This is a genomic window from Brevibacterium renqingii (assembly GCF_017808095.1).
GTDB classification, from domain to species: domain Bacteria; phylum Actinomycetota; class Actinomycetes; order Actinomycetales; family Brevibacteriaceae; genus Brevibacterium; species Brevibacterium renqingii.
The window spans coordinates 113,733-127,211 of record NZ_JADBHG010000005.1; the positions used below are offsets into that span (position 1 = coordinate 113,733).

9 protein-coding genes are annotated in these 13,479 nt (G+C 65.2%); 2 read left to right on the top strand and 7 right to left on the bottom strand.

From position 1 onward, the window contains the following. Positions 1 to 84: 84 nt before the first annotated feature. From IIE29_RS11055 to IIE29_RS11085, 7 genes are all read right to left on the bottom strand, one after another. Entirely contained in the window at positions 85 to 2,895 is a 2,811-nt protein-coding gene (locus IIE29_RS11055) for an NlpC/P60 family protein (RefSeq protein ID WP_209325311.1), read from the bottom strand. A gap of 264 nt (positions 2,896 to 3,159) precedes the next feature. After that, positions 3,160 to 4,680 (bottom strand): LCP family protein, encoded by a 1,521-nt coding sequence (locus tag IIE29_RS11060; protein WP_209325312.1) that lies wholly within the window; start codon positions 4,678 to 4,680, stop codon positions 3,160 to 3,162. A 294-nt stretch (positions 4,681 to 4,974) separates the two neighbouring features. Beyond that, positions 4,975 to 6,123 carry an acyl-CoA dehydrogenase family protein gene (locus IIE29_RS11065; protein WP_281389136.1) on the bottom strand — a complete coding sequence of 383 codons (1,149 nt, stop codon included), beginning with the start codon at positions 6,121 to 6,123 and terminating at the stop codon, positions 4,975 to 4,977. A 37-nt stretch (positions 6,124 to 6,160) separates the two neighbouring features. Then, on the bottom strand, positions 6,161 to 6,688 hold the full coding sequence (gene purE / locus IIE29_RS11070) for a 5-(carboxyamino)imidazole ribonucleotide mutase (protein ID WP_209325314.1): 528 nt from the start codon (positions 6,686 to 6,688) through the stop codon (positions 6,161 to 6,163). Positions 6,689 to 6,704: 16 nt separating this feature from the next. Continuing rightward, a complete protein-coding gene (locus IIE29_RS11075) occupies positions 6,705 to 7,907 on the bottom strand; it encodes a 5-(carboxyamino)imidazole ribonucleotide synthase (RefSeq protein WP_209325315.1) in 1,203 nt (400 codons plus the stop codon). 62 nt (positions 7,908 to 7,969) lie between these two features. After that, positions 7,970 to 9,148, bottom strand: a complete 1,179-nt coding sequence (locus tag IIE29_RS11080; protein WP_209325316.1) for an alkaline phosphatase family protein — start codon at positions 9,146 to 9,148, stop codon at positions 7,970 to 7,972. Continuing rightward, complete coding sequence (locus IIE29_RS11085; protein WP_209325317.1) at positions 9,148 to 9,735, bottom strand: DUF5998 family protein; 588 nt, start codon at positions 9,733 to 9,735, stop codon at positions 9,148 to 9,150. Before IIE29_RS11085 ends, IIE29_RS11080 begins: the two co-directional genes overlap by 1 nt. Before the next feature lie 79 nt (positions 9,736 to 9,814). Here IIE29_RS11085 and IIE29_RS11090 point away from each other — a divergent pair, with 79 nt between their 5' ends. Both IIE29_RS11090 and IIE29_RS11095 read left to right on the top strand, forming a co-directional pair. Then, positions 9,815 to 12,487, top strand: a complete 2,673-nt coding sequence (locus tag IIE29_RS11090; RefSeq protein ID WP_209325318.1) for a bifunctional acetate--CoA ligase family protein/GNAT family N-acetyltransferase — start codon at positions 9,815 to 9,817, stop codon at positions 12,485 to 12,487. Positions 12,488 to 12,813: 326 nt separating this feature from the next. Further along, the gene (locus IIE29_RS11095; RefSeq protein ID WP_209325319.1) at positions 12,814 to 13,368 is read left to right on the top strand and encodes a TetR/AcrR family transcriptional regulator; all 555 of its coding nucleotides are present in this window, start codon (positions 12,814 to 12,816) and stop codon (positions 13,366 to 13,368) included. The last annotated feature ends 111 nt before the right edge of the window (positions 13,369 to 13,479 follow it).

Sequence of the window (13,479 nt, forward strand, 5' to 3'; positions counted from 1 at the left end):
CAGTGCCCTGCCGGTGATCCGGAAACGGATCCCTGCAGGGCACTGTCAGTGAGGCTATCGAACGCCTGCTGTGGACGCTGTCGGTCAGCCGATCACGCGGATGACCTTGGCGCCGCGGTTGAGCATCCAGCTGTAGCTGCGCTTCGTGGTGTTCGTCCGCGTCGATCCCGCATCGTACATCTGGCCCTTCGTCTCGGAGATGATTCCGATATGTCCCGGGATCCAGATCAGGTCGCCTGCCTTGGCGTCCTTGATGGAGATCTCCTTGCCCGCATTACGCTGCTGACTGGTCGTACGCGGCAGTTCGATGCCGTGCTTGCCGTAGACGTACTGCGTGTAGCCCGAGCAGTCCCAGCCGGACTTCGGCGAGGTGCCGCCCCACACGTACTTGACGCCGAGGTGGGCCTTCGCTTCCTTGATGATGGACGCGCGCTGGGCCGCGATCTTCTCGGCCTTCGTCGGCTTGTCCTTCTTCTTGTCCTTGTCCTTGGACTTGTCGTCGTTCTTCGAGTCGTCCTTCTTGGAGTCGTCCTTGGACTTGTCGTCGTTCTTCGAGTCGTCCTTCTTGGAGTCGTCCTTGGACTTGTCGTCGTCCTTCGAGTCGTCCTTCTTCGAGTCGTCCTTGGACTTGTCGTCGTCCTTCGAGTCCTTGTCGTCTGCAGAACCTTCCCCGGAGTCTGCAGGCGACTGGTCATCGGCGGGCTCGTCCCCCGGCGGGGTCGAATCACCCGCGGCGTTGTCATCGGTCACGCCGCCGGCGATCGAACCCTTGGGAGAGAACTCCGTTGTGCCGTAGCCCTCGGCCCAGACCAGACGGGCGCCTTCGAAGAGCTGCTCGCCGCGCCCGTCCTTGTAGACGACGTCGGACTTGGGGTAACCGAGGTGACCCTTGACGGTTCCCTTGTCACCCCAGTACTTCATGAGCGTGCCCTTGGTGTAGTGCGCGCCGGTGTCCTTGGACCAGTAGATCGACCCCTTCTGGAACCGCTGTGCAGCGCCCCCGTCCTTGAGGCCGCCCTTCTCCGCAGAGGTGGGCAGCCCCAACTCGGTGATCGCATCGCCCTTGTACGACGAGGCGATCGCACCCGACAAGTGGTATGCGCCGGTCTTCTTGGACCAGTAGACGACGCCCTTCTCGAACTTCTGGGACTTCGCGCCCGAGATGCCCTTGACCGACTGCTCCTTGCCGAGCGCCTTGCCCAGCTTGTGCTTCTCGGCGTACTTCTCGATCGTGGTCTTCGACTTCGGCTTGTCCGCCTTCTTGTCGTCGTCCTTCTTCTTGTCGTCCTTCTTGGAATCGTCCTTCTTCTCGTCCGGCTGCTCACCGGTCTTGAGGATGGAGTTGACCGTCGAACGAACCTCGCCCAACTTCGCGTAGAAGGCGTCGCCCGGGCAGTCGGTCTGCCCCAGGTCGCGGTGTCCGACCAGATTCGACTTCGTCGCCGAGGAGATCCCATTGATGGAGAACTTCCACGCGATCGCCGAGGCCACGGCATCCCTAGTCTTCTTCGGCGGCGCCGAGCTGTTGTAGGTGCCGAGCACGGAGATGCCGAAGGTGCCGGTGTTGTGCCCGGAGACGTGCGCGCCGATCACGGCCTTCGAGATGTCGCCGCCACGCGCCTGCCAGAGACGGCCGTACTTGTCCGCGACGACGTTGTAGCCGATGTCGTTCCAGCCGCGTCCCTGCTGGTGGTATGCCTGGATGCCGCGGATGATTCCGGGGACGTCCTCAGCCGAGTAGCTGTTCGAACCGGAGGTGTGGTGGACGACAGCCTGCTTGATCCCGCTCGCGTAGTCAGGGCTGCCCTTGTAGGCCTTCGCGCCCCAGGAGCTGCGCGAACCGATCTTCGGCTTCGATACCTTCTTCGCCACGGTGGAGACGCTCGACGACCCCGGCACGTAGTTCTGGTTGGTCACCGTCGCGCCACCGGCGGCGGCGACATTCTCGGCAGAAGCTGCCTCGGCGTCGTCCGACTCCTCCGTCGCCGCATCGGCACCCTCAGAGGCACCAGAGGCCTGCTGATCGAGCTCGACGGGAGCGTTCTCGGCCACTGCCTGAGCATCACCGGAATCGCGTTTGGGATCGACGAGCACGAGTTCGGCGTCGCTCGGCGCGGAATCACCGAGGATGCGCATCTGCACACCGGAGGCGTTCGACACCGTCATCGGCTCGGAGCCCTTGTTCTGGGCCTCCTCCTGCTGTTCCTGGTCGAGAGTGTCCCAGCTGCCCCAGTCGGAGCCGTGCTTGACGCGGACTTGAATGCGGATGTTCGACTTCGCCTCGGAGAACGTGAAGCCGATGAGGCTCGGGTTGTTCGACGGCACGTCGAGGACGTCCGAGATGAGTGCGATGTTCACACCGTCTTCGGTCTTCTGGCGAACAGAGCCGGAGATGTCCTCATCGTCCTTCGAGTCCGACTTCTGCGAGGAGTCCTCCGCGCCGTCGTCCTCGGTCTTCTGATCTTCGCTCTTCTCGTCCTCGGCGGGCGTCTGCTCGCCATCGGACGGTGTCGAGTCCTCGGACGGTGTCGAGTCCTCGGACGGCGCAGCCTCGTCGCTTCCTGACGACAGGCCGGTCGAGACGTTGTTGACCGTGCCGGTCGACGCCGAAGCGGCGGCGTTGACGATGTTCGGAACCTTGGTCGACGCGAGCGCGGTCTGCGACTTGAAGATGTTGGGCAGATTGCTCGTGGCGCTCTGGTTGGCGGCAGTGGCGGTGGAATCACTGGAATCGCGGGCACCGGGGACGTTGAGTCCGTCCTTGCTGACGTCCAGCGCCTCTTTGGACACATCGGGCGACGACGTGTCCGCAATGGCCGCCGGCGCCGTGACCGCTAAGGTGCCGACGAGCGCGACAGATGCGCAGCCCGCGACGGTGGGCAATAGATATTTCATCGTTACAGCCTTTTCGAGGAAGACAGGGAAGTTCAGGCCTCGAGGTCTCCTGCACCGTTGGCAGTACGGTGGGCAACCCCAACATCTCAAAATTGTTACACATTTTCGGCGTGTCAGACTAGCCACAAAGAGGAATATTCTAGTTACACCGGTGTGGTTCCCAGTATTGGCAAGGGACACACCGAGCAAAAGATTTTCCCGGAACCGTCATGAAGGGGTCGATTTCGGTCATTGCCGATCCCGACCGACCACATATCCGATGCCTCAGGGCACGTAGCAGATCGCTTTCGCCTCGGCTTCTTCGCCGTCGTCAGCCGAGGTGCCGCCGGCACCCTGTGCCAGAAGCTGCGGCCCGGAACCGGGGTCCGGATCGAGTCCCGCATCGACTCCGGCGGCGGCTGACAGGTCGCCTCCGGGGGCCGAGACGGCGCCTTTGTCCTCTTCCGAGGATTTAGACGCCTCCTCGATCTTATCGGCTACGAGCTGTCGTGCCACATCGAAGTCCGGATCCGAGGGAGTGATCTGCGGCGGGGTGAGGTCCAGGGACTCGATCTTCTGCGATTTGACCTTGAGCGCGAGGTCGACGAACGAGTCGACCTGCGAGGATGGGATGTTCGTCGACACGGCCCCCGGTGTGGCCTTGGCGATGGCCTGGTAGCGGGTGAGCACCGTCGAAGGGTCGAGCTGCTTGACCATCGCCGTCTGCACGCAGCGCTGCCGGATCATCCGCTCGTAGTCGCTGGAGAATTCCCGGGAGCGGGCGAACCACAGCGCGTGATAGCCGTCGAGCTTCTGCTTGCCCGGCTCGATCCACCCCTTGACCGGACCGTGCTCACCCGTCGTCGGGTCGACTTTCGAGGAGATCGGCACCCGCTTGCCCGAGACCAGGGTGATCCCGCCCAGGGAGTCGATGAGGTTCTCGAAGCCCTTGAGGTTGATCATCGCATAGTACTGGACCTCGAGCCCGGTGATCGCGGAGGCCGCGTCCATGGTCGCCTGCTCCCCGGCGAGCTTCGGGTCCTCGAACTCGTCCTTGTGCCTCTCCCCCTGCTGGAACACCGCGTTGAGCAGGCACTCGCTGCCGCAGTTGAACCCCTGCGGATAATGCTTGTGCAGCGGGGAGTCCTCGGGGAAGGGCACGTTCTCCATGTTCCGCGGCAGACCGACGATGACCGTCTTGCCGGTCTTCGCATCGATCGAGACCAGGGACTGGGAATCAGGTCGGATGCCTGTGCGTCCCTTACCTGCGTCGGAACCGAGCAGCAGGATGTTGTACCTGCCGTCAACGGGTTTGAGGGCCTTGCCCGAGGCGAAGAGGTCGCTCATCAGACCGCGCTGCGAGTTGAGCATCGTCGTCCCCCACGCGAGCGGACCGACGACGATGAGCAGGAGGGCGCAGAACGCTGCCACGAAGCGCTTCCTGGCCCGCTGGGAGAGCGTGACGAGTCGGATGCGACGCAGCGAGTCGAAGAGGCAGACGACCCAGTTGACGGCGATGACCGGAATCCAGATCGTGAGGAAGGTGAGGATGAAGGGATTCGTGCCGATAGTGAACAGGAACGTCCGGTCGAAGAGGACGATCACCCCGGCGACGATGGCCAGCAGCCAGCTGATCACTGTGATCGACAGCGAGATCTTCGCCCAGCGGCGGTGCCCGAACAGCAGCTGCACGCCGCCCGGAACGATGACGGTGACGAGGAGGAGCAGCCAGGCCCGCACATCCCGTGTCGGCTGTGAGGAGTACGAAGGGTAGCGGATCGGGTCCACGTATCTCGTTTCGGCCACTGCCTTCCCTTCGTCTCGTCTGCGGTCGTCACTGTTCGCCAGCCACACGCGGACCTGTGCCGGCGGCCACGCTCAGCACGGTCGGCACAACCGGAGTCGCACCGGGAACCACTGTGCCAAACGGAATTCAGAGTCCACTGTGTTCAACCATTGTGTCGCCTGCGGACTTCCGATTCCGGCACATCCGCGCCGTGCATGTCGGATTCCCCGCCTGTGCGATTCTTCACAGAAGAGCACGCAGACACCGCGGGCCGCCCGATTCGGACGGCCCGCGGTGTCTGCGTGGACGAAGCCTCAGCGAAGCAGCTGACGTCCCATCACCATGCGCTGGATCTGGTTGGTGCCCTCGTAGATCTGGGTGATCTTCGCATCGCGCATCATCCGCTCCACAGGATGGTCCACGACGTAGCCGGCACCGCCGAGCAGCTGCACGGCATCGGTGGTGATCTCCATTGCCGCATCCGAAGCATAGGCCTTCGCCGCGGCGCCGAAGTAGGTCAGATCATCGTCGAAGCGCTCACTCTTCGCGGCAGCGGTGTAGGTGAGCTGACGTGCCGCCTCGAGTTTCATGCCCATATCGGCGAGCATGAACTGGATGCCCTGATTCTCCGCGATCGCCTTGCCGAACTGCTGCCGTTCCTTGACATAGGACAGCGCGTAGTCGAGAGCGCCCTGGGCGATGCCCACGGCCTGCGCGGCGATCGTCACCCGGGTGTGATCGAGGGTGCGCAGGGCGATCTTGAGCCCCTCTCCGGGCTCACCGACGATCCGGTCTCCCGGCAGACGGACGTTGTCGAAGAGCAGTTCGCGCGTGGGCGAGCCCTTGATGCCGAGCTTGCGCTCCTTCTCGCCGAAGGTGAATCCCTCATCCGACTTCTCGACGACGAAGGCCGAGATGTTCCGGCCGCGCGGACCGTCGGGGTCGGTGACGGCCATGACCGTGTAGTACTCGGATTCGCCGGCGTTCGTGATCCAGGTCTTCACTCCGTTGAGAATCCAGTCGTCACCGTCGCGCAGTGCACGGGTCTTCATCGAAGCCGTGTCCGAACCGGCCTCCCGCTCGGACAGACCGTAGGAGAAGCCGGCTTCTCCTGCCGCGACCGAGGGGAAGTACTTCTGCTTGATCTCATCGCTGCCGCCGAGCTGCACGGGCATGCTGCCGAGCTTATTCACGGCCGGAATGAGCGAGGAGGAGGCGCAGCCGCGCGCCACTTCCTCGATGATGATCGACACCGCCAGGGCGTCAGCGCCCATTCCGCCGTACTCCTCCGGGATATGGGCGGCGAAGAAGTCCGTCTCCACGAGCGCATCGTGGGCCTCCTGCGGATAGCGGGAGTCCGCGTCGACCTCGGCCGCATACGGCGCGATCTTCTTCTCCACGACATTGCGCACCGCGGCGCGGATCTCTTCGTGCTCTTCGCTGGGCTGGTAGAGGTCGAACATCATTCTCCTATGACTTATCAAACGTTCAGCAAGGCCATTATTCCTGCAATGCGCGACCTTTGTCGAGGGCGACCTGTCGCAGCTCCTCCCGATAGGCGTCCAATCGGCTCCGCAGCTTCGCGGCTTCCTCACCGTCTCCGGCACCGAGGATGCGCGCAGCCAGAAGGCCCGCGTTCTTCGCTCCGCCGATGGAGACGGTCGCCACGGGCACACCGCCCGGCATCTGCACGATGGACAGGAGGGAGTCCATTCCATCGAGATGCTTCAGGGGCACGGGAACGCCGATGACCGGAAGCGAGGTCATCGAGGCGATCATCCCCGGCAGGTGGGCCGCTCCCCCGGCACCGGCGATGATCACCCGGATACCGCGATCGGCCGCCGACTTCGCCCAGGCGACCATGTCCTCGGGCATGCGGTGAGCGGAGACGACCTCGGCGCTCGATTGGACCCCGAGTCCGCTGAGGGCCTCGGCCGCGGCCTGCATCGTCGGCCAGTCCGAATCCGACCCCATGACGATGCCGACGGGGGCCGTTGCCGGGATGACGTCTTCGTGTGCTGCGCTCATCTGTGCTTCCTTCGTCTCAGGCGGTTCCGAGGTCTCGATCGGCGAGGAGGTCGCCGGGCGTGGGCATCACGGGGTGCGGATCGACGTCGACGCCGGCGATGAAATCCGCAGCGTGGCGGGCCCGGGCCAGCACGAGCTGCCGGTCCTCGCCGTAGGCGTTGACGTGTCCGACTTTGCGGCCCGGACGCACGCTCTTGCCGTAGAGGTGCACCTTGACCGCGGGATCGTGGGCCATGACATGCAGATACGGCTGGTAGAGATCGACGTGCTCGGCGCCGAGGATGTTCACCATCACGGACACGTCCTCCCGAGCCGCCGGGCTGCCCAGGGGCAGGTCGAGGACGGCGCGCAGATGCTGTTCGAATTGGCTCGTCACCGACCCGTCCTGCGTCCAATGCCCGGTGTTGTGGGGGCGCATGGCGAATTCGTTGATGAGGAAGCCATCGGAGGTCTCGAACATCTCCATGGCCATGACACCCGTGACTTCGAGGGTGCCGGCGACCTTGAGGATCGCCTCGGTGATCGCCTTCGCCTTCTCCGCGTCCAGGTCGGGTGCCGGCGCGATCGCCTCTTTGCAGACCCCGTCCTGCTGCCAGGTCTCGACGACCGGCCACACCGCTGTCTGCCCCATCGGGGACCGCCCGACCATGACCGCGAGTTCGCGGGTGAAGTCGACCTTCTCCTCGGCGAGCAGCTGCGGGACCTCGCTGAGCCAGTCGACGCCCTCCTCGAGACTGTCGATGACGCGGACACCCTTGCCGTCGTAGCCGCCGCGAGGTGTCTTCAGGATGAACGGATAGCCGACTCGGGCGGCGAAGGCCTCGATGTCGGCGGCCGATGTGATCTCCGCCCAGGCGGGGTTGGGGAGGCCGAGCTCGTCCATCTTCGTCCGCATCCGGATCTTGTCCTGAGCGAAGATGAGGGCCTGCGGTCCCGGACGCACGGTGTGGCCGGCCCGGACCAGAGCCTGCAGGTGCTCCGGCGGAACGTGTTCGTGGTCGAAGGTGATGACGTCGACGGTCTCGGCGAAGGCCTTGAGCGTCGGATAGTCAGTGTAGTCGCCGACGGTCACCTCATTGATGACCTGAGTGGCGGGGGCCTCAGCGGTCTCCGCCAGAACGGAGAACCGGATGCCGAGGGCTTCTGCGGCAGGGGCGAGCATGCGTGCCAGTTGGCCGCCGCCAATGACACCGATACGAGGAAAAGTCACGTCTGCCATCCTAACGCTCGCCACCGGCGGACACGGCTCGTGGTCCGCGATTCGGGCCGCGTATCCGGGTCTCAGACGACGAGGAGCGGGATCTCGAGCTCCCGTTCCGTGGTCGAACCGTGGTGGCCGATGAGCGCCAGCGCCGAGGCGGATTCGACCTGGGAGTCGACGACCGCGAACTCATCGGCGCAGATGACGAGGAAGTCGCCGATCCGGCTGTATACGTGCGGGGCCACAGGGCCGAAGTACCCCCGCGCGATCGCCTCGGATTTCGGCAGGATGAGGCCGCGCTCACCGATCGTCTCCCGCCAGGCGGAGCCGACGTCCGCCTCGGCACCGGGTTCGGCGTAGAGGTGGAGAGCCCGCGGTTCCCCGCCGACGTGCCTGAGACCGGCTTTGAGCTCGGGAGCATCGGCGAGGTCGAGACGACGATCGTGGTCGACGTCGACCATCCCGTGATCGGCGGTGACCAGCATCGTCGCATCGTGGGGAAGATCGGCGGCCAAACGGGACAGAGCGAGGTCGACTCGTTCGAGCTCCTCGGTCCAAGCTGCCGAGTTCGATCCGTGCACATGACCGGTCTTGTCCAGATTGCCCCAGTAGAGATAGACGAGTCGGCGCCCCGGCGCCCGAGCTTCGGCCAGGGCCTGCGAACAGCGCTCCTCCAGGGTCTTCGAGTCTCGGAAGCGGCCTCCGCGCAGGGAAGCGCGATTGAGCCCGCGGCCGGCGAACTTCCTCTCGCCGAGGCTGACCACGTCGACGTCGGCGTCCGTGAGCCGCTCGAAGAGCGTGGCGTCGGGCACCCAGGCCACCGGGTCGACGTCGAGGTTCCACGTCAGCTGGTTGAACACCGCGTCCTTCTCCGGGTCGAGCACTCGGTAGCCGACGACTCCATGCGCACCGGGCAGACGGCCCGTGGCCAGGGACGACAGAGAGTTCGCCGTGGTCGAGGGGAACCCGGCGGACAGGGTCCTGCGGGTGTCGGCCAGGGACCGGAAGAAGGGGGTGTAGCCGCTGTAGCGCCGCAGCTGCTGCTCCCCCAGCCCGTCGATGAGCACGACGATCGCGGTCCGTGAGTGGCGGTCGAGACCGAGCCTGCGCGCGCGCTCCTGCACCTCGGTGTCGAAGATGCTCCCCGCGCCGAGGCCGAGTGCCGCGGCAGGAACGATGTCCGACAGGACAGGGCCGGAGTAGTCCGGTGGCCCCAACAGCGGCGCGCCGTCCTGAGGCCGCGGTGTCGTCTCACCCATCAACGACGCGATCTGAGCCGAGCGTGGAAGACCGCGGCCCGCAGCCTTCCGGCGAAATCGGCGATGCGGTCGACGGCGGCCTGCCCCTCGGCCTCGGCCGAGACCCGGAGCATGACGTCTTCGGCGAAGACCGAGCCGCCATAGCCGTGATCGCCCATGCAGTTGGGGTCCCCGCAGGTTTCGGGAAAGGCCTCGATCCGCTTGGAGGCACCCCACGACAGGGTGAGGGAGACTTCGACCGGCTTGTCGCCGGGTGTGTAGGAGGCGGGGTCGGCGAAGGTGCGGCCGACCATGACCGTACCGAGTCTGTCGAGCTCGATGTCCTCGCTGCTGGTCACGGCCCGCGGATTCGACCCCGGTTCGGAATTCGGGTCGTCATCGACGTGCGCCAGCAGCAGACGGGTCTCGGTGAGGACGAACGCGGTGACGTGCCGGTGGATGGATTCGATGTCGACATGGGTGTCGATGTGGACGAAGTGAGCCAGTACCGGTTCGTCGAACAGGGAGTCGGCGAGTATGCCTTGGGTCAGCTGAGGATAGTAGCCGGCCGACTGCAGATCGTGTACGAGAACCTCGGGTAATGCCATGTCCTCCATTGTGCCCCACTCCCCTGACACTTCCCAGCGAGGTCGACCGCAATCGGAGCCGGACGCATATGCTGGGACCATGGAAAAGTATCCTGCCGGGTGGGAAGCCGATGTCGTCCTCCGGGACGGCGGCACCGCCCATCTGCGTCCGATCACTCCTGCCGATGCCGACGCTCTGGCGCGCATGCACGAAGCTCAGTCGCCGGAGTCCGTCTATCTGCGCTTCTTCGCTCCGCTGCCGCGTCTGCCGCAGCGGGATCTCGATCGATTCGTCAACGTCGACCACCACGATCGTGTCGCCCTGATCATGCTCATCGGCAATGACATCATCGGCGTGGGACGCTTCGACAGGATCTCCGACACCGAGGCCGAGGTGGCCTTCAACATCGCCGATGCCCATCAGGGGCGCGGAATCGGCTCGATCCTGCTCGAGCATCTGGCCGCGGCGGCCCGAGAATCGGGAATCCAGCGATTCACCGCAGAGGTGCTGCCGCAGAATCGCTCGATGCTCCAGGTCTTCCAGGCCGCCGGCTACGAGGTCTCCCGCGGATTCGACGACGGAGTCGTGGCCGTGAAGTTCGACATCGATCCGACCGCGCGGTCGATCGAGGTCCAGGCCTCCCGCGAGCACAGGGCCGAGGCCCTGAGCGTGCGCACCGTCCTCCATCCCACCTCGGTGGCGGTCATCGGCGCCAGTCGCAAACGCAATTCCACCGGTCACCTGCTCATCCGCAACATCACCGCCGCGAAATTCACCGGCAGGCTCTGGGTCGTCCACCCCGAGGCCGATCAGATCGCCGGGGTCCAGGCCTTCCCGAGCCTCGACGCACTGCCCGGCACCGCCGATCTCGCTGTCATCGCGGTTCCGGCCGAATCCGTCACCGAGGTCGTCCAGGACTGCGCCGCCCACGGCGTCAAGGCCGTGCTCGTCATCTCCTCCGGCTTCGCCGAGACCGGCCCGGAGGGAGCGGAGCTGCAGAGGCGGATGGTCGCAACCTCGCGCGCCTACGGCATGCGCGTCGTCGGTCCGAACTCATTCGGTCTGGTCAATGAGGCCGAGGACATCTCGCTCAACGCCTCACTGGCCCCGTTCCTGCCCGCCTCGGGCACGCTCGGCCTGTTCAGCCAGTCGGGGGCTCTGGGCACCGCACTGCTGGCGGCCGCGAAGAAACGTGGTCTGGGCATCTCGACCTTCGTCTCCGCAGGCAACAGGGCCGACCTTTCGGGCAACGACATGCTCCAGTACTGGGAGGAGGACCCGGCCACGCAGACCGTCGGTCTCTACCTCGAGTCCATCGGCAATCCGCGGAAGTTCTCTCGGATCGCCCGCCGCGTCTCGCGGGTCAAGCCGGTCGTTGTCATCAAATCCGACCTCACCGGCCGCGAGCTGCCGCCCGGTCATATCGTGCGCACCTCGTCGCTGGCTCCGAACACGCTCGACCAGGTGCTCGAACAGGCCGGGGTGATCAGAGCCGACACCGTCCACCAGCTCTTCGACCTCGCTCAGGTCTTCGCCACACAGAAGCTGCCCGAGGGACGGCGGGTCGGAGTCATCGGCAATTCGGCGGCGATGGGCACCCTGATCGTACAGCGAGCCCGGTCCGAAGGCCTGCATGTCGAGTGCGATCCGGTCTCCCTCCACCCCGAAGTCGACGCCGAGGCCTTCCGGGCCGAACTCGATGCCATGTTCGCTCGGACCGACATCGATTCCGTCATCGTCACCTTCACCCCCTCGGCCGGTGCCGAGGAGTCGGAGATCGCAGCCATGCTGTCCGAGTCCGCCGCCCGTTCGGGCAAGACCACAGTCGCCTGCTTCCTCGGCATCCATGGCGTGCATGACGAGCTCACCAGCTACCTCGCCGACGACGAGGGCAAGCGCGTCTCGCGGACAGTGCCCAGCTATATCGGCCCGGAGGATGCGGTGTGGGCCTTGGCCCGAGCGACGGACTACTCGCGCTGGCGTGCGGCCGATCACGGTCGGTACATCGAACTCGACGATCTCGACGACAAGAAGGTCCGGACGATCATCGACGCGGCCCTGACCGGGGCGAAGCCGGGCACCCCGGTCCGCCTCGAACGCGATGACACACGGGAGCTGCTCAGCGCCTACGGCATCGAGGTCCTGCCCTACATCGCGGCCTCCTCGGTCGAGGAGGGACTCGCCGCGGCCGAGAGGATCGGATACCCAGTGGCCCTCAAGGCCGTGACGAAGGTGCTCCGTCATCGGATGGAACTCGGCGGTGTCCGCCTGAACATCGACTCCCCCGAAGAGCTCGCCGAGGATTTCGCCGCGATCCAGGACACCATCCGGCAGCTGGCCGGTGACGAGGAGCCGCTCGTCGACGTCCAGGCGATGGCCCCGCACGGAGTCCCCTGCGTGCTGCGCGCGGGCGAGGACCCGCTGCTCGGCCCGCTGTTGGCCTTCTCTCTGGCCGGTGACACCACTGAGCTGCTCGGAGATGTCGCACACCGGGTCGCGCCGATCACCGACAAGGAGGCCGGGAACATGATCCGGTCGATCAAAGCCTCCCCGCGTCTGTTCGGCTATCGGGGCCTGCCGCCGATGAATATCCAGCCGCTGAGGAATGTGCTCGAGCGACTGTCGGTGCTCGTGGAGAACCATCCGCAGATCCTCGAGCTCGTCATCCACCCCATGGTCGCCACGGAGACCGATGGCCATGTGCTCAGCGCCCACGTGGACCTGCTGCCGGACCCGACTCGCATCGACGGCACCCGACGACTCCTCAGCTGAGAGACGAAGCGATGTTCGGATCCGCGCCCGCGGCTCCGGCCGGCCCTTCCTCAGCTTCTGCCGTCCGCCGCCAGAAGCTGAGCATCGCGTCAGCACCGGCCGAGGACGCACCCCGAATATTGGGAACCGCCTGGCAGATTGGCGAGTCTTATACCAATTCGCAGGGTTGACAGGTAGTGTCTGTATCCGTTCAGCACGAAAAGTTATGAATTCGTGTTTCAGTGAGTGGCCGCTCCGGCGGCCACTGTCTGTGGCCAGCCACTGGCCACCCACCGACCACGGCACCGGCAACTGCGGGTGTCCCATGAGAGCGAGGCCTCACAGTCATGATTTCGCGCAGAGACGTAGTCACCGACTCCGCGATCGCCGTAGTCGCCGAACAGGGAGTCCGGGGACTCACTCACCGGGCGGTCGATGCGCTGGCCGAACTGCCGGTGGGTTCGACGTCCAATGTCTATCGCACCCGCGATGCGCTGATCACCGGAATCATGGAGCGCATCGGCGAACTGAATTCCCAGCAGCTCGAACGCATCCCCGAACTGGTGCGGGCACCGGATGCCGATCCCATCGAGGTCGCCATCGACTTCTGCATGAACTGGCTGACCACCGACCGCAACCGGTTCTACACCATGATGATGCTCAGTCTCGATCCGGCGCTGCCTCCCGAGGCCGTCGTCGCCAAGGAGAAGAACCTCCGGGCGATCCAGGACTTCATCATGCGCTTCGCCGGCGTCGACGCCGATTACGCTCGCCGCGTCAACAGCTCGATCGCCGGCATGATGTTCAGCGAGCTCGTCTCCGGCACCGCCGAACGGGCCAATGTCGAGGCCTATATGAAGGAGTTCTTCTCCTGGCTGCACAACAGCCGCGAGTCGGCCTGAGCCTCCGACACGAACGCTGCGCTGACGCCCGATTGAGCCGGAGAGCTCAAATCGAACGCTAGAATCGACGGGTGCCCTCCTGCACTGAAGCACGCCTGCGGCGCGGACGGG

What these genes read in the sequence shown, in the direction of transcription:
- IIE29_RS11055 (WP_209325311.1), bottom strand. Translation starts at nt 2,895, where the DNA reads ATGAAATATCTATTGCCCACCGTCGCGGGCTGCGCATCTGTCGCGCTC.
- IIE29_RS11065 (WP_281389136.1), bottom strand. Translation starts at nt 6,123, where the DNA reads ATGTTCGACCTCTACCAGCCCAGCGAAGAGCACGAAGAGATCCGCGCC.
- purE (WP_209325314.1), bottom strand. Translation starts at nt 6,688, where the DNA reads ATGAGCGCAGCACACGAAGACGTCATCCCGGCAACGGCCCCCGTCGGC.
- IIE29_RS11075 (WP_209325315.1), bottom strand. Translation starts at nt 7,907, where the DNA reads ATGGCAGACGTGACTTTTCCTCGTATCGGTGTCATTGGCGGCGGCCAA.
- IIE29_RS11080 (WP_209325316.1), bottom strand. Translation starts at nt 9,148, where the DNA reads ATGGGTGAGACGACACCGCGGCCTCAGGACGGCGCGCCGCTGTTGGGG.
- IIE29_RS11085 (WP_209325317.1), bottom strand. Translation starts at nt 9,735, where the DNA reads ATGGCATTACCCGAGGTTCTCGTACACGATCTGCAGTCGGCCGGCTAC.
- IIE29_RS11090 (WP_209325318.1), top strand. Translation starts at nt 9,815, where the DNA reads ATGGAAAAGTATCCTGCCGGGTGGGAAGCCGATGTCGTCCTCCGGGAC.
- IIE29_RS11095 (WP_209325319.1), top strand. Translation starts at nt 12,814, where the DNA reads ATGATTTCGCGCAGAGACGTAGTCACCGACTCCGCGATCGCCGTAGTC.